Source organism: Cyclobacterium xiamenense (assembly GCF_042140265.1).
Taxonomy (GTDB): Bacteria; Bacteroidota; Bacteroidia; order Cytophagales; family Cyclobacteriaceae; genus Cyclobacterium; species Cyclobacterium xiamenense_A.
In genome coordinates this window covers 2,599,035-2,621,227 of the sequence record NZ_CP159481.1, presented here as the reverse complement: position 1 = coordinate 2,621,227, position 22,193 = coordinate 2,599,035, and the positions used below count along the sequence as shown (strand labels likewise).

The following is a 22,193-nucleotide window of genomic DNA, read 5'->3' as shown; positions in this document are numbered from 1 at the left end:
CTTTTTACCGCTTGGCCAACCGACCTATCGGAAGATACAAAAAAAATGGCTATTTGCTACTTTTGGGCCAGATTTTTCTGAGCCACTTGCGCGCTGCTGCTACGCTCGTCCAATTGCTCCCGTAGCCTAACCAAAACAGCTTCGTAGGTTTCGTCCCCCACCAGGTTAGTAAACTCTTCCGGATCCGAGGCATGGTCGTAAAGCTCTTCGTTGCTCCCATCGGTACTGCTTCCCCAGCGGGTATACCTCCACCGATTCGTGCGCAAACTTGATCCCCCGTTCGTGATGGTATAGGCATACCCTTCTACCGAAGCATCCGTCGAACCCTTTAGTTGAGGCTCCAGGCTCTTTCCCTGGAGAATCGCCGGAATTTCGGCCGAATACCCCGCTACCCCTGCCAGGGTTGGATACACGTCCAGCAATTCCGTGACGGCACTGGAAGTGCTTCCATGCGCCTTTTCGTAGGGCTTTCCCGGAACAGAAATGATCAGCGGAACGCGAACGCTTCCTTCCCATAAACTGGTTTTTGACCAGCAATCGTGCTCCCCGAGATTGTATCCATGGTCCGACAAAAAGACCACAATGGTTTCGTTTCTCAGCTCCAGTCTGTCCAGCGCATCCAGCAACCTACCCACTTGCTGATCCATAAACCGGACGCTGGCCAGGTAAGCACGAATGGTCTTTCGCTGCTGCAGCGCGTTCATCCCCCAAATTTTTTCGTTTTGCCTACGCAAGGCCTGCTCGGGTACATTTTCGCCGATGCTAACCGGCGGCAGCACCACCTCGTCCAGGGAGTACGGAGAAAAACTGCTCTTCGGAGCGATCAACGGAACATGGGGTCGCACAAAACCGACTGCCAGAAAAAAAGGAGCCTCTTTCTTAATCCGCTGCTTGTTCGTGCCATTGGCCGGTAATTTTCCGGCCCTGTTTTCCAATACCGCAATGGCCTGACTGGCGGCCAGGTAATCCGTCTGCGTGGCCTCCAGGCTATCGGCAATTACCATCTGGGCAAAATTGGACCCATAATGATTGTTTTTGGGAGAAAGCAGTTCCAGATTGCCTGAACTCAAGGTTTCTGGACCCAACACATTGTAGGCATAGTCCCAGGAATCGGGATCGTCTCCGCCCGGTTCTCCTCGCTCGATTCCACCCGGAACACCCATGTGAAAGATCTTTGAAATCCTGGCAGTAAAATACCCTTGCTCGCGAAAAAAACCTGCCAGGGAAGGGTGATTAGCCAAAGCAGGCGTTTCCTTGCGGTAGCTACCCAATTGATCGTTGTTTCGCGTCACCCCGTTGGTTTCTGGATACAGTCCGCTCATTAGAGAAGCCCGCGAAGGACCACACAACGGAAACTGGCTGTAAGCTCGGGTAAACCGGACACCTGTTGCCGCCAGGCGGTCCAGGTTAGGGGTATGGTCTGCCACATTCATATAGGGCCCGATGCGCGTATTCAGATCGTCTGAGATTATGAGCAAAATATTTGGCTGCTGGGCAACAGCAGTTGATGAAACCAGCCCGTATACCATCATAACGGTCATCGGGAAAATCCATCCATACCAACCCTTGTGTACCTTCATAGCTATCGTTATTTGAGAATGAACATTCAATTTAAAAAGCGGCTGGTATCCATCCGAAGACCGGAGACAAAGGCCCAGGCAGGCCGCTTTCAAGCAGTGATGCGATACCCTTTTCTCGCATGCAAGGGAATAAATATACCGTATTTTTTTTGGATCAGCCGCTACTACGAAACGCGCAGCGCACGTCATTCGCCTATTTTTTTTTTATCTCCTTGGTACCAACGCACTGTTTTCCAGTAATACAATGTAGCTAGACACGAATAAAACCCCTGACCGCGTTTGGCAGTACCGCATTTAAAAAAACATTACGTATCCGACAACATGAAGCCCGCATTCCACCTTCTCCTCCTAACATTTTTGCTACTCGCCAGCGCTTGCAAGCAGCGGACAGCTACGAACAGCTCCTCCTACCTGAAAAAAAGCCATACCGATAGCCTGTTCCTTCAAGAATACCACGAAGGATTTATCATAAGTACAGACATACCCGGTGCGAATGACGTACGAGCCATTCATGTAGACAGGGATGAAACCGTTTGGATCGCCACCGGGCAGGGTGTCTTTTCTAAGCTTTCCAAATCCGAGGACTGGCGGCAGGAAATCTCAGGTGAAAATCCAGGACCTGCTTACGACCTGGATTCGGACAACTCCGGCCGCATATGGATCGCTGCCTGGGACGGGGTTTATATGGTTGAGGGAGAGGAGGTCTCGAAAATGCAGGGAACCACGCCGCCCATCGCCCGCATTCATGTTACGGTACAGGGAGTAGTCGCTATGGGCCCCTATGGTAGTTGGCTTTATCAGGAAAATCAATGGGTAAAAAAGGACTATACGAAGGCCAGAAGCATGCGTGCCGTAGTATCCGACAAGCAAGGGGGGCTGTGGATCGGGACCGACGTGGGTCTGTACCACTGCACAGGGCAAGGTACTAAAGTGTTTCAAGCAAACGAAGACTTGATTAGCGCCTATGTGCGCGGAATGGATTTTGACGACTCCGGCAATCTCTGGGTAGGAGGGCTAGGGGGCGTCACCATTCGGAATGGGGATCGGGTCATTGGCAAAAAGGAACCGGCAAATGGTATCACCAATGCCAACGTGAATGTGGTAAAAAGGGCTCCTGACGGTACAATGTGGGTAGGGACCGACTACGGAATTACGCGATTTCAACCCGGAAAGGAAGAATATTCCGTCCGATTAAGTAGACGATGGCTGGTAGCCGACGAGGTGAGGGACATTGATTTTGACGGAAACGGCGACGCCTGGGTGGCCACTTCCGCGGGAGTCAGTGCCATCCGCAGACAATCCATGACCCTCTCACAGAAGGCAGCGTATTTTTACGATCAACTAATCAATCGGCACGTCCGGGAACCCTGGATCGTCGGTAGATTCAAATTGGAAGTACCTGGCGACACCTCGACACTGGTGGCCGACGACGACGATAACGACGGAGAATACACCGCCATGTACCTGGCCATGGAGTCCTTCCGCTATGCGGTCACCGGAAGTGAGGAGGCCAGAGAGCGGGCAAAAAAAGCCTTCGATTTTTTACACCTCTTAAGGGAAGTGACCGGCATGGACGGTTTTTTTGCCCGAACCGTTGTTCCAGCCGACTGGGACAAACCCGTACACGATGGGAACCGAACGTACAGCCCCCAGGAATATGCCGAAGAAATTATCCGCAACCCACGACAAAAACCAGTCGAAATTCGCTGGCATCGCTCGCGGGATGGCCGGTGGTTGTGGAAAGGAGATACCAGCAGCGACGAGCTCTCGGGCCATTTTTTTGGTTACTACTGGTATTATTTCCTGGTTGCGGACGAGGAGGAAAAAGCGCGGATTGCCAGTCATGTGGAGAAAATCATGGATCACCTGGTGCGCAACGATTTTTACCTGATTGGTGTGGACGGAAAGCCCACCAAATGGGGCGTCTGGTCTCCTCAAAGCCTGAATGAAGATCCGGAATGGGCTCCGGAACAACCCCTAAACTCTTTGGAAATTCTTTCCTTTCTGAAATTCGCCCATGCAATTACCGGTAAGAAATCCTTTCACGATGCGTACCTGCGTTTGATAAACGAACACGATTATTTGGAAAATGCAAAGAAATTATTCACCACCAATCCCGCCTGGGAAACCTATTTTGATACCTACCTTGCTCTGTATACCTACCCGCCTCTCCTACAGTTGGAAGAAGATCCTGAGTTGGCTGCTGCCTACCGGCAACACCTGGATCAATGGTTTTTAAAATTCAAGGAAACGAAAAGCCCCCTTTTAAATTTCACGTATAACCTGCTAACTGGCGGTACGGAGGAATTGGCAGCCTCCATATTCTTTCTTCAGGATGCACCGCTCAGTTTGGTCGATTGGGAAATTGACAATGGTCGCAGAGAAGACCTGCAACTGGTGCGATCTCCCATATTGGAAGAAGTGCAGGTTAATCAACTCCGACCGCCGAGCGAGTACCGGACCATGCGCTGGGACCGGAACCCCTACTTCGCCCTGGCCGGAAATCCATCCCAGGAACGGGAACCGGTGTACTGGCTCCTACCCTATTGGATGGGAAGGTACAAGCAATTGATACGGTAAGCCCGGTAAAAACCACGAACAACCCTGCCGAATTCCGGTCAGTTGGGTTGGTAGCCGGGTCCTCGTACCACCCTACCGGGCAGAGCACCCGTATGTTGCCCATCCTTGAGCACCTGCGTCCCGTTAACAAATACGTGCATCACTCCAGTCGCGTACCGCATGGGATCCTCGTAGGTCGCCCGGTCTTGAATTTCATCCGGATCAAACAAGACCAAATCCGCAAAAAATCCTTCCTTGAGCACTCCTCTTTTTTCGATTTTCAAATTCATGGCAGGCAATGCGGTAAGTTTGTGAATGGCTTCTTCCAGGGGAATCACCTTCTCATCGCGCACGTATTTTCCCAAAAGCCGGGCAAAATTCCCAAAGGCACGGGGATGGGTACTCGATTTAAGAAAAACCCCTTCCGGTGCAAGCGAGCGTGCATCCGACCCAAAACTCATGTAAGGCAGCCTCAATTGCTTTTTTACATTTTCTTCCGACATCAAAAAGTAGACCGCTCCTACCCTGCTTCCATCCTGAACGACCAGGTCCATGGCGGTTTCGACCGGAGAGGTATTGCGCATTGCCGCCACCTCTGCCAGCGATTTACCCGTTAAGTATTTCAGGCTATCGTTCTTAAAACCAATCAGGAGTATGTCCTCGTAAGACTCCACTCCCATCATTAAACTCTCCCACTCCGTTGTGGGAGTGACCATCTCTTGCAGCAGCCTTTCTCTGACAACTGGGTCTTGCAAGCGCTCCGCCCACTGCTCGTACCCACCTTCCTGAACCCAGGGAGGCATGGAGGCATCGAGTCCCGTGGATCCGGCAGTATAGGTATACATGTTTGTGGTGATGCGTAATCCTGCTGCGCGAGCCGAATCAATCTTATTGAGCACCGCATCGAACTTGTTCCAATTTTCCTTACCGGCCATTTTTAAATGATATACTTCCGCCCGAATACCGGCCTCGTGCGCAATCCGAATCAGCTCGTCCAGGCTTTCCAGCAGTTGGTTTCCCTCGCTGCGCAAATGGGAGATGTACATCCCCCCATAGCTGGCTGCCACCTTGCTGAGTTCGATCAACTCTTCGGTGCTGGAATAAAAAGCAGGTGCATAGATCAGCGAAGAGCCAATGCCCAGGGCACCCTCTTCCATAGCCTGCCGAACCAATACTTTCATGGTATCCATTTCCTCCACAGTCGGAGCGCGGTTTTCAAATCCAACCGTATAAATGCGAAGGGTCGTTGCCCCCACAAAGGAGGCCACGTTTGGTGATACCCCCTTTTCCACGATAAAATCCAGGTACTCGCCCAATGAGGTCCAGGAAATCGGAAATGTTACATCCCCCTGACTCTTCAGTAGTTCGGCTTTCATTTGCTCGCTCAGTGGCCCCATGGAGGTGCCTTCACCAAAAACTTCCAGGGTAACTCCCTGACGGATGTCGCTCTGCGACCTCCCATCTTCGATCAGGGATTCGGTCGCCCAGCTAAGCATGTTGATAAAACCGGGTGCTACCACCAATCCCGTTGCGTCAATTTCTATTTTCCCCTGCGCTCCCGAAAGGGCAGCGATGGCGGCAATCGTGTCTCCCCGTATACCAACATCCGCGGTAAATGCCGGCCCGCCCGATCCATCAATGAGTTGCCCGTTTCGGATCAATACATCGTAGGATTCCTTATCGGTACACCCGTACAGTAGAATTAACGTTGCGAGTAAGGAAAGCAGTGGTCTCATGTAGGTGTTGATTAAAAGGTACGCCCAATCGCCCCGGCCCATTTCACCACTAAAACTAATAAAATTTAGCCAAGCCTCCGCATCGATCCCAACTGACGTCGAAATGGTTAGCAGGAATAAGCAAAATGAGCCGGTTTCCTTCCGCTGTAATTAATCCCTTACTTCCCGTACCAACCCTTCAAAATCTAGAAAAAGTGATTTGTCATTAAATTCAAAGGTACGCGTCTGGTCCTTTCGATCGCCCTGCACATAGGGGGAATCGTACCGTCGGTAATTCGTGTCGACCACTTTCCCATCGACTACAAAGTCTTGCCCAAAGACCAATGCATAGCGTTTCCCGTTTGATTGATAGGTCAAGGATAGCGTTTCCCGATCAAAGACAATCGGATTAGACCGGATCCGCTGCACAAAAGCCGCAAAGGAATCGTCCGTCGCGGCAGCGCCGGCCTCCGTGATCCAATAGGTTCGTTTCCCGTTTTGGACCAGGTTATCCCGGGTACCTTCCGGTACCTGAAAAGGCTCCGCGCCGATCAGGGCGCAATAGGTTTCGCCTTTTTTTCCGAACGCATAGCTTCCCTCCACCAGGACCGAATCAAATTCGTTCATGGGGAAATAGGCATGCGTATACCCCAGTAAGTCCATTTCCATCCAGCCCTTTTTCTCCGGGAGGGCATACAGGGAGAGGTTTACATTTTCGTCTTGCACGCTGTGGGGGATGCGCCCGTAGCCCACCCAATAGTTGGGAGATTGGTTGGGGACTCCTTTTTCCAGAGCAGGGTGGGTATGAAAAATACTAAAGTGATTGCGAATATTCATCCCAAAGACGTGCTGTTGGTCGCCATAGGTGCCGGGATGATATCCCTGAGCCGTAAATAAGCTGTAATCGCTGGTCCTGTAGGTATAGGTATTTCCTTTCTGAATGGCCACTCCATCGGATTGCGGCTTAAGTATGCGACTAACCAGGGGTTCCAAACGCAACCATTTTAGCAGAGAAAAATCCAACGTTTGAAAATCCGCCAGAAAATCGTTTGAAAACATGCGGTATTTTCGAATGTGGTGCAGGGAATTTCGGATCACTTCCGGGTTGGTAAATGCCTCCATTCCCCATTGCATCATCATGCTTCGATTGTCGGTACCACCAAACCCTTCGCTATCTAATTCCGAAATATCCAACCCGTTGCTTTGCTTGATGACCTGAACCGAGGAATCTTTCGCTATTTCGAAAAAAACAGCAGGGATCGTGTAATTGCTGCTTTTGACCAAACCATAGGTCATTCCCGGACCCGGGTCCTCTCCTGCTCCCCAAAAATAATTGATCAGCCTTCCGAGTGTGGAGCTTCGATTTCCCTTTCTATTGCCCTCGTACGCCCGGCCGCTGGTACTGACAAACAGCATCTGTGAACTCTGCGAAGCCATGTCATAAAACAACAAGTCCAGGATCATTTTACTCTTAATGACCACCGCTTCGTCCCTGGCAAAGTCAATCAGGTTGACCAAGGCAGCAATGTCTTCTACATAATACGTCCCCGAATAGAACTCCGTAAACCCGTAGTTCCACCGCATCTCCAACCAATCCAGGATCCGTTCCCTCGCCTTGTTTACGTGCTGTCTGCCGGTCAATCCACTGTTGGAAAAAATACGATCCGGATATTTTTGCCCAATCAAATATTCCGCAGATGCAAAGAGAATTTGGTGGTTTTCACTCCAGTAGCACATGGAATTCTCCCCGGGTTCGTCCCACCAATACCGGAAATCAAAAAGCACCTCCTGGGTTTGTTTCCGATAGGAATCAGGGATACGATCCCCTCCTTCGTACAAAATCCGGATAAGATTCACCAGCCTGAAATCTGCACAATCGTACTCGTTTCGTATGTATTCCAACCCCCCCTCCAATTGCTCCCAATCCACCGCTTCCTCGCCATTTGCCAACTGGTAATACAATTCATTGATTTGTAAATTGATTTCTTTTTCCGGACGTACCGGAAGGATTTCATACCGGGAGATCCGGAGGTAATCCAGCAGAAAAGTAATGGCCAGAAAGACGGCCAATAGTAACAGCCCGTATTTACCTACACGCAAGAGGAATATTCGATGCTTTTTTCCCATTTCCTATTATTAGTTACAGGATACCCTACCCGCTCACCGGGTGGCACCTGAGCCTACTGATTTTTCTACCAGAGCCGTCTGCCATCCCTACTGGCTGTCCCTACGTTTTTGATTTATAAAATACGCGTTGTTATCGTAGCGAGAGGCCTCGGCCCACTTTGCATTCGTTTTCGGTAGCAATTCTCCCAATTTCACTTTGATGCGGGTGTATTCTTTCGCTGATGCCCGATTGTGCCACTCGTTGGGGTCTTTCCTCAGATCGTACAATTCTTCGGAGCCGTCCTCGTATCGGATGTACCGAAAATCGTTGGTCACAACGGCATGGTTATTTCTGGCCCAGGTACTGATCGCATGGGTCTGCCAGTCTTTATTCGGGTCTGCCAGCAACGGGTACAGGCTACTGGCTTCCAGGTGCGGTGGCGGAGCAAGCCCTGCCAGTTCGGCCAGCGTGGGATAGATGGAGAACAACTCCACCGGCGCATCCAGCCGTTTGTTTTTCGGGACACCGGGCCCTGCAAAGATCAGTGGAGCAAGGGTAGCCCGATTCCAAAGGGCTACTTTGGCAAAAGTACCCTTTTCTCCCAGCCGGTAGCCGTGATCGGACCAAATAACTACGAGGGTGTTTTCAGCGTGTTTACTATTTTCAAGAGCCGCAAGCACCTCCCCAATGTAGTGGTCCACAAAGGAAACACTGGCCAGGTAAGCGTGAAGAATGTTTTTCCATTGCCCGTTTTCGATGGCCCAACGGGTGGTAGGCATCATCGGTAGATCGTCGATTTCCAGCGCTATTTGCGGCAGATCATCCCTGTCATTTTCCAGGTAAGCCGGGTAATGCATGCGGGCCGTGTCGTACAGGTCGAACCATTTTTGCGGAACGTGCCAGGGCACGTGTGGGCGAAGAAAACCTACGGAAAGAAAAAAGGGCTGCGCGTAGTCCCGCTGTAATCGCTCGATGGCCCATTTGGCAGAACGGTAATCGGGCATCTGCTCGTCCCGCTCGGGAAAGGCTCCCCAATCGGTGGATGTGCCCTTTTTATCCCAATGAAAGCTTTGGGCCGGCTTGGGACCAAAGCCAGGTTCCCTCCCGCCGCTTTCATCCAATAAACCGTCCGGTGCATGATTATGGAAAATTTTCCCTACACCCAAGGTGTAATAGCCCGCGTCCTTGAAATACTGGTGAAGTAGGGTGATTTTTTGAGTGGATTCGTTGGTCTCCTTGATTTTGTTGTCATCAATAAACCCATAAATCCCCGTAGTCGAAGGCCTCAGCCCGGTCATGATGGACATTCTGGAAGGACTGCACATGGGAGCCTGACACTGGGCATTGGCAAACAGTACTCCTCTCTGAATCAGCCGATCAAGGTTAGGGGTTAGGGCATCCGGATGACCCATCCCACCGATAAAATTGTTCAGATCATCCACGGAGATCATTAGGATATTGGGTGGCCCGGATTGGCGGGCGAGTAGATTACCTTGCTGCGTAATTGGTATACAAAGGGACAAGAAGAAAAATATTTGGAATTTTCTCATGATGGGTATTTATCTAGAGTAGACCGGTGCGGTAAAGTACCAAAAACAGGAGGGCCAGATTGATTGCCGTTCTCAAAATCGCAAAAAACCAATTTCTATTCTCTTTTCTTTCCTGCTCATTTTTCGATATCTCATAAAATAATCTTCCGATCAGGATAAAATTAACCGACAACAGCAACAGGACAAAGTAGCCAACTGCTGAGGGCCAGGCCAAATACCACATCAAGCCTTGCAGCAAGTAGCAGGTGAGTGTCAGGAAACTCGTAGTGCTATGCAATTCCCTGGGATGAAAAAAGGATAGTGGATTGGCTTCCATGAGTTTAAATTGAATGAAAAAATCGGAAAAATCAAGTAAGGAGTTTTATAATATGACGCAAGCATTTTCCTTCGAGGCCAAATGACCGGTTAGCCAAGGGGTAAACTTCGTACAGTTTCATTAGCGATGGAAGGAAAAAGATTGAGGAAGATTGAGCGGGCTTGGACTTCGACAGACTCAGTCCCCAAATCGAAGAAGACGAGCTTTAAGGATGAAACAACAAATCGTACCCCACAACTTTCTTCAATTCTTTATCCAAGGTCCAAAGTTGGCGTTCGTTTCTCTGTACTGGATTAAAAATTACCGCGTCGACTATTCCTACTTCCCGATGAACCCAGCCAGCATTATAGGAATGTAAACCCGATGCTATCACCAAAAAAGGTTCATCCAACGTGGGAACTAAAGAGGCATATTCCAGAATAACACTTACCTCTCTTTTGCTTTTTGCACCTTGCAACAGTTCGGCAAAAATAAGCTCAAGGCCAAACACCCGGCCATTCTCAAGAAGTTCCTAACAAACATCAGAGTATTTGGGATTTCCTTTCAGGTATTCAATCCAGATGGAGGTATCGAACACAACCCCTCTCATTCGCGATTCAAGTCTCGTATTTCCTTCGCAGCGTACCTAAACGCCAACGGTTCATTCAAAACCGTGGCTCCCAATTGCTTGATTTTTTGGGTTCTGATGTAAGCAATTAAAGCAATTTTTACCGTTTCTGTGATTGTATCTGCCCTGGATAATTCCATGGCTTCCGCTATCAACTCATCAGAAATAATGGCTGTAACTTTCCAAATAATAACTTTTTACGCAGATACGATAAAGCATCGTATAATTACCTGTTGTTAAAAGCCAAATTCTAACCAATTTGAACCAACAGGATTTTACTTAAATCGGTAAAGCTGAAAGCGATTTAACTCCCAGCATAGAAAAAGCCAACTGTCTCTCCTATACAACAAGGACCTCTTTAATGATCAGGGCTACTGTCATGCTTCTCCAGGAACTGAAGCACCTGCTTCCTGACAAAACTGTTTTGATCGGGCAACACCTTGCTTAGCTCGTCGTTTAGCCTGCTCGAATTTACTCCATGATGGGTAAAAAGTTTCATCAACGTTACCAACTGAGAACCATTTAATTGCTCAAGGAGCGGAATGGCGTGGTCCACTACCGCCGGATCTAATTGGGGAGCATCCGCCAGTTTGTCGAAAATCAAAGTTTCAATGCCATGCTCTACCCTATCAATAAGCTTGAAAAGCTGCAGTTGTAGGTCCTTTGATGCCAACTGAGTAGCAGTTAGTGATTTTAACAATAAGTAGGACTGGAAATATTCATCCTCAAGCAATACTCCCATCAACCCATCAATCAACACCTCATTTAGCTCCTGGAGTAAGCCAAGCCGTTCAAGGACCCAGGTTCGGTCTGTCTGCTCGGTACTCTGCAGGATTTTGGTAAACAGATACGGGTCCAGGCTGCTTTCTGTAAGACCCATTATTTGCTCCTGAACGGGCCCGTGGACGATTTGGTAAAGCTTATGAGTGGTATACGCCGCTCCCGGTACGACATAGGCCAATACGTCTTTTGCCGTAGCACCCGATACTCCGTCTACTGAAGCGTCATCGGGTGCCGAATGCCCCACCAAGTCCTCAAATGCATAATTACCCAGCGGAAGAAACGGATCAGCCAACAACCGGTGCAGTTGCTCGTATTCACCGGGAACAAACGGCTCATGATCCTGCTTGCTCAGGTACTCTCCATTCAGGAGTTCAAAACCCAGGTATCTTCCGGTAATGTTCCAGTACAGCCGAATCTTCAGCGGTCTGCATTTGTTGTCGAAACACACGCCGGTATGAAGCTCCATATAATAATTTACCGGAATACTGGCGGATCCGCCTTTCTGAGGCATTTCCTGCCGGAACAGGGAATCGTTTATGGACACGAGCAGCAGGCTGGAAGAATCAGCGATGGATAGGGTTGCAGGTTCAAAATACCGGATGTCTTGCCTGTTTTCATCAAAGAATAGGATCAATGACAACCCGATCGAACACGCCTTTATCCAATTGATCATGTCTCGCTGCTTTGACTGGTTTACTTTACGCTTCCGGGACGATTCCTCCGTGTTCTCTTAACAAAGCTTTCAATTCGTCCAGAGGCACCGCCGCCGGTGTCACCCCGTGTCGGAGCGCCAATACGGCAGCCGCTGCTGCAGCCTGGCCCATACCCATACAGGAAGCCTGCACCCGCAATGCGGAATTGGCCAGCCGGTCGCTACTCAGGCAACGCCCGGCTACCAGGAAGTTGCGGCTATTTTTGGGAATCAATGCCCGCAAGGGCACGGTGGCGACCACGTCCTCCTTTAAAAATTCCTGATAAATGGACTCCCCGTTTCGGTGTAAATCTATCGGGTAAAACGAATAGGAAAGCGAATCGGCAAACACTTTCCCGGTAACATAATCTTCATGGCTGACTTGATACAGTCCATCGATCCGGTAGGTCTCCCGCACGGCTGTTTCCGGCTGGGCATCCAGCAGTTTTAATCTTTCGCATCCTGGAAAAGTTCGCAGGGTTCGGATCAGTTTCAGTAGCTCCGCCCTACCCTTGAGGTTTGCCTGGGTATGCAACTCAGCCGTGGAGGAGTCAGCCCCATGCACGTAAACGTAATTGTAGGGGGGCGTAGGCGGAAAATTATTTACCGATGTTTCTACCTTTACCTCCTCGTTGATCAACATGTTTTGTCGGAGCCGACCGTGGTATTCTTTGGGGATTTTGGACAGGTCCAGGGAATCAAAATCGTAGCCTCCAATCCGAAAGATAAAGGATCCGGGTTGGGTATCTGCTTCTTTCAAAAGGGGAAAGCCTGCTATCGCTGCGGCAGCGGCGTTCCCCGAGCAGTCGATGATCTGGTCGCAACGGATTTCGTGGGAAATCCCTTTTCCAACTGTTTTTACGGTCCATTTGCCATCGGCAAAGGAGATTGCTGTGGGGCTTTCGTAGTAGTGAATAGCCACTCCGGCTTCCAGGCATTTTTCTTCCGCAAGCAGGGCATACAGGGCTCCGTTTACGGTCACCTGATGCCTCCAATGACGGATCGTGGTGTTGTTGGGCACGATGGAAAAATTAGGCAGTATGTCGTCGTTCAAATTCACCGCCTCCAGTACCAGTTCCCAACCAATACCTCCGATGACCTGCTTTCCCCAGGCATGGAAAATTCCGGGAAAGGAAACTCCTCCCGTAGTGGTGGTTCCTCCCAATTGGCTACCGCTTTCGATGAGGGTTGTTTTGGCCCCGGCCCTTCCTGCCTGAATGGCTGCTACCACCCCGGCCGTTCCTCCGCCGACGATCAGGATATCGGTCTCGATGGCTTTACGAATCAGGCGATACGGCGGCTTCACCACATCCGCTTTTGCAAATGGACCCGATGCCATCCCCAGGGATAAGGCGCCCATGGCCGCCATCATTTTTCTTCGTTTCATTGCTTTTGTTTTGTTAACCTTCGATCAAAACGTCTCCAACTACCGGCAAGTACGACGCTAAAGGGAACGTTAATGGACAATCCATTAACGGAATTACTTGCCGAAGCCGTCCTTTCGAGCCAACAGGCCGCAAAGAAATTTAACCTACTGCACCTTTCTTACCGCCTCTCCAAAAGCGCGTAAGCTGGAATGCCGTATCTCGTCGTATTCCCGGGAGGCCAGTAATCCATCGGCTCCTGCCTCCATGGCCCTTAACACCGATTCCTGCAACCTTTTGGCATCACTCGGGTAGGCAACCAGGCCTTCGGGTGCGTGCCAGGGCACATCAATTCCGATACCCGCTATTACCTTGGATTTTCCGTCCACACTTGCCACACAGCGCCTGGTCTCGTTGTATACATATTCTGGCCCCATCCCTTTCGGCTCCAACTCATTCAGAGGTACCTGCGCCTCTTTGCCAAAGCCCATCCAGGCATAAAACAAATCAAGAGATTGCTCCAGGGAAAGGTCTTTCAATACCCTTTCGTTCATGCGTTCCATGACCCACCATCGCAAGCGGGGGCCCAAAATATCGTGGTAGAGAATCGGTTTGATAAAATCGGCATGCGTGGCCATTTCCCCGTAGGTAATGGCCGATCGGTAGAAGATATCCCAGGTGGATCGCTGATGATCCACATGCCTTCCAACGATGGCATCCGGCTTGATCTTTTTTATCCGGGTGTACACTTCCTGTTGAATTTCCTCATCGGCCCGAAACCACTGGAAGTTCCAGGCCAGAATCTCGGGGTATTCCTGAAGGTGCCTGAGCACGTTTACCATGACCGTGTCTACCGCCGTCTGGGTCCCGGCTTCTACCGCCTTTATAAACCGATACAGCCGGGTAAAGCCTTCTTTTGCCCGGAAAAAATCAATCCCCTTTCCCTCATTTCGCTTGCGACAGTGTTCGCAAAAACAATCCGGTACGGAGCCCTGAAACAACAAGCGGGAAAGGGCTCCCGTGCGTTCCGCCCCGTACTGCATCCCATCAATATCGTAATTATTAAACAAATCTTCCACCGTTGCATACACCCAATTTCTATAGTCCGGGTTGTTCCAACAGGGCCCACTGCTTGGTTTACCATCTATATCCCGCGTCAGAACACTTTCAAAATTGTGGATGTATTGCATCCCCTTGTCTGCGGATAGTTCCATCAGTCGAATGAGTACTTTCATGTTTCGCTGCCTGGCTAGCGGCAGGATCTCCCTGAAAATATCCTTTTCCGCATACAGGTAGCTGCTATCCGGGCTGAAATGCCGTAAGGTTGTGTTTTTGTAATACCGCTCATCGTGCCGAACCCAGGTTTTAGTAAGCTTTCGATTGGTCAGCAGGGCCGGATCGATTCCATGGTCATTTGCCAGCACATGGGCAGGCCTATTGTCTGCACTGTAATAGGTATGGCTGTAAATCATCAGGGTATTGATAGCTGCCTCATCACGCAAAAAATCCAATACCTTTTCCATCCCCTCATCGTAGAAACTATAGCCGCCCATTTGGATTCCGATCATTTTCTCAGTTGCCGCAGTGGGCCTTGCGTAGGCAGGCAATGTGGCCAAGGTGGGCAGTAGGCCCATTCCGGCCGAGGCCAGGGTCGATTTTTGAAGAAAGGTGCGTCTATCGATCATGGAAAGCAGTTTATTTTGGGTTTCACTACCAACAAGAGAGGCCCCTTGTTTCGGGTATTTTTTTACAGGATGAAATATAGGCATTTCTGTGGTTTTGCCCTTCGATATTCCTTGTTTTTCCTAAACTCAGGAAAGTAGGCCGGATTCCTTCACTCTACGAGCATACCGATAGGCACCATGCGAAAACCATCACGCAACAAGGGAAGGAACCACCTGAAAAAATCAATCCCAATCATTGCTGATTTGCTGCTTTCTTTTCCTCTTTCTCCCGCTTTTTGAAGTATCTTCTGAATAAAAAATTAGACCGCATGGCTTCCATATTCGTATCGAATCGCTCGGTACTGGACTCCAGGTTCATCAGGGTCTGCATCAGGGTAGCCCGGAAAAGGGAGTCCTCCAAAATCAAGCCGGCAGTTCCTTCACCTGCTTTCACTCCCCCGATCAACTGACTAAGCTGCTGAAGGACCCGCTGTGTCTCAGCCCCAGTGGATTCAATCTGCGCCAGGCTTCGCTGCACCCTCGCCGTTATCAGCGTATCCGAGATCAGCGTACCGGCCAACCCATCGCCATTTTCGATGTTTCCCAGCAATTCCTTCCCGGCCAAGGCCAGCTGTGTGGCCTGATCCCCTGCTCGGCGAAACGAACGAATCGCATCTTTCATCTCCGCCAGCAACACCGTATCCGAAAGGGTATTCCAAAGATTTTGGTTTTGGTTGATTTTCTCCGTGATTTCAGATAGATTTATCAGTGTGTTTTGCAGGTAATCTCCCGAGCTAGTGAGTTGCCGAAGCATGTCCTCTGTCCCGATTTGCTCCAGAGGAATCAAGACATCTCCCTCTTCAATCGGCAACGCATCTCCTTCCTGCGGGTGGATCTGCAGAATTTTGTTCCCAATCAGTCCATCGGTATTGATGGTAGTGCGGGCATTTTTTAGAATAAAGGGCGTCATTTTTTTGCGAACCAGAAGATCCACCTGAATCGTATGTTCATCCAACACATTGATGTCACTTACCGTGCCTACATTCATCCCTTTGTACAAAACATTGTTACCGGGCAATAACCCATTCACGTCTTCCATTTCTACAAACACATGCATGGATGTTCCCAGGATGTTCTGATTCCTTCCGATCATGTAGAGCGAAAAGACGAGAAACAGTAAACCAGCGATCACAAGCGCGCCAAGCTTCGCATTGGATAATTTTCTATCTGTACTCATAGTCCTTCGAAGAATTCCCTCACCTTGGGGTCTTGGTTATTGATTAAGTTTTCAAATTTTCCTTCCGCGTAGTTCTTTCCCTCTATCAGCATGATGATACGGTTGGCAGTCATTCGGATACAATTCATGTCGTGCGATATGATGATGGAAGCGGTATTGTATTTTTCCTGAATCCGGTTCATCAGCTCACTGATTTCTCTTGCGGTAATCGGATCCAAACCGGTGGTCGGTTCGTCGTAAAGAATAACCTTTGGCTTGAGAATGATCGTCCGGGCCAGTGCAATTCGCTTGCGCATCCCTCCGGAGAGTTCGGCCGGCATCATGTCAATGGTATGTAAGAGGCCCACGTCCTCCAACGCTTCTTTTACCGCCGACCCGGCATTCTTCGCACGCTGCTCCTTCGTCCAATGCCGGCGAAGTGGGAATTCCAGGTTTTTTCGGACCGTCATCGAATCGTAGAGTGCGTTGCTTTGGAATAAAAAGCCTACATCGGCGCGAAGCAAATCCATTTCGTCCTGATCCAGCAAGCTGATATCCTGATCGAGCACCGTAATCCTCCCGCTATCCGGTTCGATCAATCGGATAATGCATTTGATCAAAACGGATTTACCAGAACCGGATTTTCCAAGAATCACCAGGTTCTCTCCCTCCGAAAGTGCCAGCGAAAAATCCCGAAGCACGTGATGCTGCCCGAAGGATTTATTCAGGTTTTTTACCTCGATGATGGAATTTCCTTTTTCCATAAAATCAGGTAAGTCCCAGGACATCGGCAACTTGCACCGCGATCAAATCCAAAATAAACACCAATAGCGAAGCCACAATCACTGCCGTGGTGGCAGACCTTCCTACACCTTCGGTTCCCTTTTGGGAATGATAGCCTTTGTAACAGCCCACGATTCCAATGGCAAAGCCAAAGAATACCGTCTTGACCATAGCCGGTACAAAATCCCCAAAAATCAATACTTTATAGGCCTGGTACCAATACAAGGACCAACTCACATCTCCTTTCAAATTCGCTCCCAGATAACCTCCGTACAAGGAAATCGCAATGGCCAGACTGGAAAGAATGGGTACCATGACAGTGGAGGCCAACACGCGGGTGACGACCAGGTATTTGAAGGGATTGGTTCCCGAGACCTCCATCGCATCGATCTGTTCGGTCACACGCATCGATCCCAGTTCCGCACCAATTCCAGAGCCTATTTTACCCGCACAAATCAAGGCTGTGATCACCGGTGCAATCTCCCGGACCAACGAAACAGACACCATGGATGGAAGCATGGACGCCGCCCCAAACTCCACCAAGGTAGGGCGTGACTGAATGGTCAAAACCAGTCCCATGATGAAGGCGGTAATCCCTACCAGGGTAAACGTTTTGTAGCCGATAAAATAGCTTTGATTCACAAACTCCTCCCACTCCTGTCGGGGCTTACTGACTTCCCGAAAAAAACGGCCCGTAAATCGGGCTATTTCGCCTACCTCCTGAAAGAAAGGCGTGTTCAGTTTATTGAGTAGTGCCATACATTGGGTTCATGTGTTTATGAATTGTTCTTTAATGGCCATAATTTGTTCCGATCAGAATCGGGGGAACTCCTGCCTATCCGCAGGCAGGATCGATTTCATCTCCCAAATTCATCAACTTTCCCGAAAAAAGCCTTTGCAAAGGTCAAGTCAATGTATGATAAAAATCAGGTAAAAATCCAAAATCAGGAAGAATACTTGAAAAAACTTCTTCCAATAAAGCAAAACCAGCGAACCTGTGTGCTTTCTGAGGAGTTAAAAAAAGGTGTTTTTCGCGTATTCCGAGGCTTCCGGAAACCGATCCCTTATCGGGAAAAGAAGGTGAATCGGTATCCATTTGGGCTAGGTAACGGTTGCCTTACATCTACAAATCCCTTATTTTTACTCTTAAAGTTGATTGAACCCGACATATGCACCAGGAATTCTATTCCAGACTGAAATTAATTCAAAATCCGGGTTGAAGGGACTTACGTTTCTTGAAGCCATTCACCGACATTATTTTGATAGCGGGGATCGTACCGCTTAATCGGTATTCCCGGCAGGCCTATTGATCAAACCAACTAGCCCCATGAAAAGCAGAAGAAAATTCATCAACAAAACCTTGCAGGCAAGCCTGGCAATAAGCTTGTCTCCCCAGCTGAAAGGTTTTGGAGAAATTGTTTCAAAAGATAAGAAAAGACAAATGGATCCTAAAAAAGTAAAATTGCCTGCCAACTACGGGTTGGGAGGAGTGGCCATAGGCAATGGATTCCGGCCTACCACGGATGAACAGGCCCAACTGGCAATGGAAGGAGCCTGGGAAGCCGGTGTCCGGTTTTTTGATACTTCGCCCTGGTACGGCCTGGGTTTAAGTGAACGGCGCTTTGGACGCTTTCTGCACAATCAAAAGCGTGAAGAGTATGTGCTCGCTACCAAGGTGGGAAGACTGCTGAAACCTGCCAAACAAGCTCCGGGCAACAACTCCTGGAAAAATGCCTCCCCATTCGATTATGTATACGACTACAGCGCTTCCGGCGTGCGCCGGTCCATCGAAGACAGCCTGCAACGATTGGGCATCAACAGCATAGACATCGTATTCATCCATGACCTCTCTCCGGATAATGGTGACATGAAGGAAAACTGGAAAGATTACTTTAAGGTAGCTGCCAAAGGAGCCATGCCCGAACTGACTAAAATGAAAGAAGAAGGGCTGATCAAAGGTTGGGGCCTTGGTGTAAACCGCATAGAACCCATTTTAGAAACCCTTAAAATAGCAAATCCGGATGTATGCCTTTCTGCCACCCAATATTCCCTGATGTACCACGAGGATGCCCTGGATCGCTTGTTTCCGGCATGTGAAGAAAAAGGAGTGGACATCGTGGTGGGCGCACCGCTGAATGCAGGTTTTCTGGCTGGCATAGACCGGTACAATTACTGGGGAGAAATGCCGGAAGGCTTTAAGGAAAAGCGGCGGCAAATGACGGAAATCGCCAACAGCCATGGAATAGACTTGATTGCTGCCGCTTTACAATTTTCAGCGGCCCCTTCAGTGGTATCTGCTGTCATCCCGGGGACCCGCTATCCGGATCAGGCAAAAGCCAACGCTGCCGCCATGAAAGTCTCCATTCCTCAGGCTTTCTGGGCAGAACTCGTAGATAAAAAACTGATTTCCGATAAAGCTCCCTGGCCGGCATAAATGTGCTGCTGCGGTGTTAACAGAAAGCTTGACGGAGAGTGGGTGGAAGAGATTGATTCAGATTGAGGAAAGATTGAAGAAGTGTGACCTTCGACGAGCTCAGGCATCAGATTGAGAGCGATTGTACTGATGGTACAGCTGCAGCAGGGCGTACATAAAATCGGGCCCTCCGGTGATGGCTTCGTAATGATCGTGTTGATTGCTTGCTCTGGGAAGCGGATTTCCATCCGGCATAAACCAATCAATTCCTACATCTGCAAAAAAAGCGGCTCTACTGAGAAACTTCTCCGCTCCGGTAATCTCATAAGCATTGATCATGAGGTGGATTACATTGGCAAATGCATCCGGCTTTTGCAACGCATCCTTTTCGGGGGTTGCAGAAAGGTATTGCTCGGCGGCAGCAACAATGAGCATTTTGTACGCATCTGCCAGTTCGGAATGACTATCTTTTAGTTGCGAATACCTGGAAAAAAGCAAATTACCCAAGTCTGCATGCGTGGAATACCCATATCCTGTAGCCCAAACTGCCGTGTAAGGGATATTCATGGACCGATGCCTGGGCTCTCCTGTTGTTGCATGAAGGGTCACTGTAAAGCCACCGCCTTCGTCAATAAGGTGATTTGTTCTATGGAAATCGGAATCCTGCTCCAAAGCCAAATTTTCCATACGGATGGCCAGCTCCCTGTCAAACGGTTTGATTTTATCTGCTGCATTCCATAGGCACCTGGCCATCTCCAGGTTATTATTCAGCCACACGACATTGATATGGTCTCCCTGCTCTGCCCTTCCTGCGATCAGGTAACCGGATTCGGCGATTTCACTATTTTCTTCCATGCGTCGTACTACAGTAGTCATCGCATCAATCAACTCTTCTCTTCTGGCATTATCTTCATTTTCCTTTCGAACATACGCATCAGCCCATGTTGAAATCATCTGTCCGGCATACCTGGGAAATTCGAAACCCTGATACGTTTCACGACTTGACCAGCGCGCATGCCTGGAATAATCTCCTGTTTCCTTGCTGTCAATTTGATTGTCCCACAAACCCAATGCGAAACGCCAGCTTGCTTCCGGAGCCAATCGGTAGCACTGCTCCCAGAATGGCCATTCCCCATTGATCTCGTGCATGTCTATGCCTCCTACCGCCTCACTACGGAAATCCCAGAAAAGGTGCTCTCCCCAGGCCATTAAACCCGTTTCTGCACTCTGGCAATGATTAAAGAAATATTTTAGCGCCTGGTCCGCTTCCCTGGCATATTTTTGATCAGCCGTGATTTCGGTCAACTGATAAAGAATCGCATACAAAGACCGATCCTCCTGAGGATTGGCACCCCCCAGGGACCTGTCGCTTTTACGCACTCCCTGAATCTCTCCGAAAATTTCTGCTGATCCAAGCGTCATATTGGACCTGTCAAGTGCTGCTGCGAATAGGGGCGATTGCAACTCACCATAGCTATCCCTACCTTTTTCAATCATGGCATCTGCGTATGCCTTTACCATTTCCAAAAGCGCATCCCTTTTCGTTTCTTCATTGGAAACAAAGGAATACAGGCCAAGGACTAGTACCCCTAAAAGTAGCGCTACATGCCGCATCGTATCATTTGCATTCTTCATCTTCATCACGAATGTATCTTTTCAACCTTATTCCCCAAAACCCCAAAATAAAAAACGGGTAACCTTCTCCAAAATCAAAAAAGTCCTGGACCGACCCTTATTAAAAGCAGAGCGAAAGCCAATAAAACCCAACGAAATCTCCAGTATGGAAAATTATTTAAAACAATTCAACCTGCAAAGGTAAGCGGGAATTTTTTGATGCGGGGATAAAAGTCTGCTTCCAAATTGGTATATTCAGGTATGGAAAAAGAAAAGGTCCAATCTTCCGTAAAAGAACCCGACTTAAGCTATGGACGGTATACCTATGCAGATTACCTGTCCTGGGACATGGAGGAGATGGTCGAACTGATCAAGGGCAAAGTATTCAAAAAGGCTGCCGCAGCTCCAAACAGGATTCATCAACGACTGACCGGAGACCTCTATACAGACTTAAACCTATTTTTGAAGGGCAAAACCTGTCAGGCCTATATCGCCCCTTTTGATGTCCGTCTTCCGGTCAAATCCAAAAAAGACGACAAAATATATACTGTGGTACAACCGGATATCTGTGTGGTCTGTGACCTCGATAAATTGGACGACAGAGGATGTATTGGAGCACCTGACCTGGTGGTGGAAGTCCTCTCCCCGGGCAACAAGCAACTTGAACTTCAGCATAAATACGAGGTGTATGAGGAATCCGGGGTCAAGGAATATTGGCTAATGGATGCAGCCGGACAGACCGTATTGATCTATACCCTGATACAAGGCAAGTACCAAAGTTCCCGCCTGATGACCTCCGGAGATTGGGCAAAGTCTTCTGCTGTACCGGGATTTGAATTGGACCTGGAAGCATTTTTTGCGGACATCAGATAAGATGTGTTGAACAATAGGATAGCTTACGGCTACCACCTCAGCAATGAGTGAGTAGGTTCTCAAAAAGGCTTCAAGGGTGTTTAGCCAGGGGCATTAAAGCTCCTTTTCCAAAGCTTTTGCTATTTCTAATTCTTGCCAATCGTCAGGAACTCACTTTGGAAAAGCAATCGACCGTATTTAGCGATAGGATTACTAGGAATATAGGTAAACCAGGAGCCCTAACGGGACGAAAGGATCACAAGCAGGGGTACAAATCCGTGGATAAACAATTTTTTTTACATAGCACATCCAATTTCTGAAAGTATACAACCCTTCAAAAAATACTAGCATTACCTTTTCAAGGAATTTATTTCAATTT

The 22,193-nt window shown here is 49.0% G+C and carries 16 protein-coding genes; 3 read left to right on the top strand and 13 right to left on the bottom strand.

All coding sequences use genetic code 11. From position 1 onward, the window contains the following. Window positions 1-56 precede the first annotated feature (56 nt). Entirely contained in the window at window positions 57-1,580 is a 1,524-nt protein-coding gene (locus tag ABWH99_RS11025) for a sulfatase (RefSeq protein WP_375586327.1), read from the bottom strand. 321 nt (window positions 1,581-1,901) lie between these two features. Between ABWH99_RS11025 and ABWH99_RS11020 the strand changes: the two genes are divergently transcribed. Continuing rightward, window positions 1,902-4,160, top strand: coding sequence for a regulator (locus tag ABWH99_RS11020; protein WP_375586326.1), 2,259 nt, complete (start codon window positions 1,902-1,904; stop codon window positions 4,158-4,160). 38 nt (window positions 4,161-4,198) lie between these two features. Here ABWH99_RS11020 and ABWH99_RS11015 read toward each other — a convergent pair whose 3' ends face one another. From ABWH99_RS11015 to ABWH99_RS10965, 11 genes are all read right to left on the bottom strand, one after another. After that, window positions 4,199-5,875 carry an amidohydrolase family protein gene (locus ABWH99_RS11015; RefSeq protein ID WP_375586325.1) on the bottom strand — a complete coding sequence of 559 codons (1,677 nt, stop codon included), beginning with the start codon at window positions 5,873-5,875 and terminating at the stop codon, window positions 4,199-4,201. Between the two features lie 150 nt (window positions 5,876-6,025). Further along, entirely contained in the window at window positions 6,026-7,981 is a 1,956-nt protein-coding gene (locus ABWH99_RS11010) for a hypothetical protein (protein WP_375586324.1), read from the bottom strand. A gap of 87 nt (window positions 7,982-8,068) precedes the next feature. Next, on the bottom strand, window positions 8,069-9,511 hold the full coding sequence (locus tag ABWH99_RS11005; protein WP_375586323.1) for a sulfatase: 1,443 nt from the start codon (window positions 9,509-9,511) through the stop codon (window positions 8,069-8,071). 13 nt (window positions 9,512-9,524) lie between these two features. Then, a complete protein-coding gene (locus tag ABWH99_RS11000) occupies window positions 9,525-9,827 on the bottom strand; it encodes a hypothetical protein (protein WP_375586322.1) in 303 nt (100 codons plus the stop codon). 585 nt (window positions 9,828-10,412) lie between these two features. After that, entirely contained in the window at window positions 10,413-10,589 is a 177-nt protein-coding gene (locus ABWH99_RS10995; protein WP_375586321.1) for a type II toxin-antitoxin system VapB family antitoxin, read from the bottom strand. A 203-nt stretch (window positions 10,590-10,792) separates the two neighbouring features. Beyond that, window positions 10,793-11,890, bottom strand: coding sequence for a hypothetical protein (locus ABWH99_RS10990; protein ID WP_375586320.1), 1,098 nt, complete (start codon window positions 11,888-11,890; stop codon window positions 10,793-10,795). 25 nt (window positions 11,891-11,915) lie between these two features. Continuing rightward, window positions 11,916-13,295, bottom strand: a complete 1,380-nt coding sequence (locus ABWH99_RS10985; protein ID WP_375586319.1) for an FAD-dependent oxidoreductase — start codon at window positions 13,293-13,295, stop codon at window positions 11,916-11,918. Window positions 13,296-13,439: 144 nt separating this feature from the next. Beyond that, the gene (locus tag ABWH99_RS10980; RefSeq protein ID WP_375586318.1) at window positions 13,440-15,041 is read right to left on the bottom strand and encodes a hypothetical protein; all 1,602 of its coding nucleotides are present in this window, start codon (window positions 15,039-15,041) and stop codon (window positions 13,440-13,442) included. A 148-nt stretch (window positions 15,042-15,189) separates the two neighbouring features. Next, window positions 15,190-16,173, bottom strand: coding sequence for an MlaD family protein (locus ABWH99_RS10975; RefSeq protein ID WP_375586317.1), 984 nt, complete (start codon window positions 16,171-16,173; stop codon window positions 15,190-15,192). Then, window positions 16,170-16,916, bottom strand: coding sequence for an ABC transporter ATP-binding protein (locus ABWH99_RS10970; RefSeq protein ID WP_375586316.1), 747 nt, complete (start codon window positions 16,914-16,916; stop codon window positions 16,170-16,172). Before ABWH99_RS10970 ends, ABWH99_RS10975 begins: the two co-directional genes overlap by 4 nt. A gap of 4 nt (window positions 16,917-16,920) precedes the next feature. Beyond that, window positions 16,921-17,694 carry an MlaE family ABC transporter permease gene (locus ABWH99_RS10965; RefSeq protein ID WP_375586315.1) on the bottom strand — a complete coding sequence of 258 codons (774 nt, stop codon included), beginning with the start codon at window positions 17,692-17,694 and terminating at the stop codon, window positions 16,921-16,923. Between the two features lie 568 nt (window positions 17,695-18,262). Here ABWH99_RS10965 and ABWH99_RS10960 point away from each other — a divergent pair. Beyond that, window positions 18,263-19,369 (top strand): aldo/keto reductase, encoded by a 1,107-nt coding sequence (locus ABWH99_RS10960; RefSeq protein WP_375586314.1) that lies wholly within the window; start codon window positions 18,263-18,265, stop codon window positions 19,367-19,369. Between the two features lie 99 nt (window positions 19,370-19,468). Here ABWH99_RS10960 and ABWH99_RS10955 read toward each other — a convergent pair whose 3' ends face one another. Then, a complete protein-coding gene (locus ABWH99_RS10955; RefSeq protein WP_375586313.1) occupies window positions 19,469-20,989 on the bottom strand; it encodes a hypothetical protein in 1,521 nt (506 codons plus the stop codon). A 234-nt stretch (window positions 20,990-21,223) separates the two neighbouring features. Here ABWH99_RS10955 and ABWH99_RS10950 point away from each other — a divergent pair, with 234 nt between their 5' ends. Beyond that, window positions 21,224-21,835, top strand: a complete 612-nt coding sequence (locus ABWH99_RS10950; RefSeq protein WP_375586312.1) for a Uma2 family endonuclease — start codon at window positions 21,224-21,226, stop codon at window positions 21,833-21,835. The last annotated feature ends 358 nt before the right edge of the window (window positions 21,836-22,193 follow it).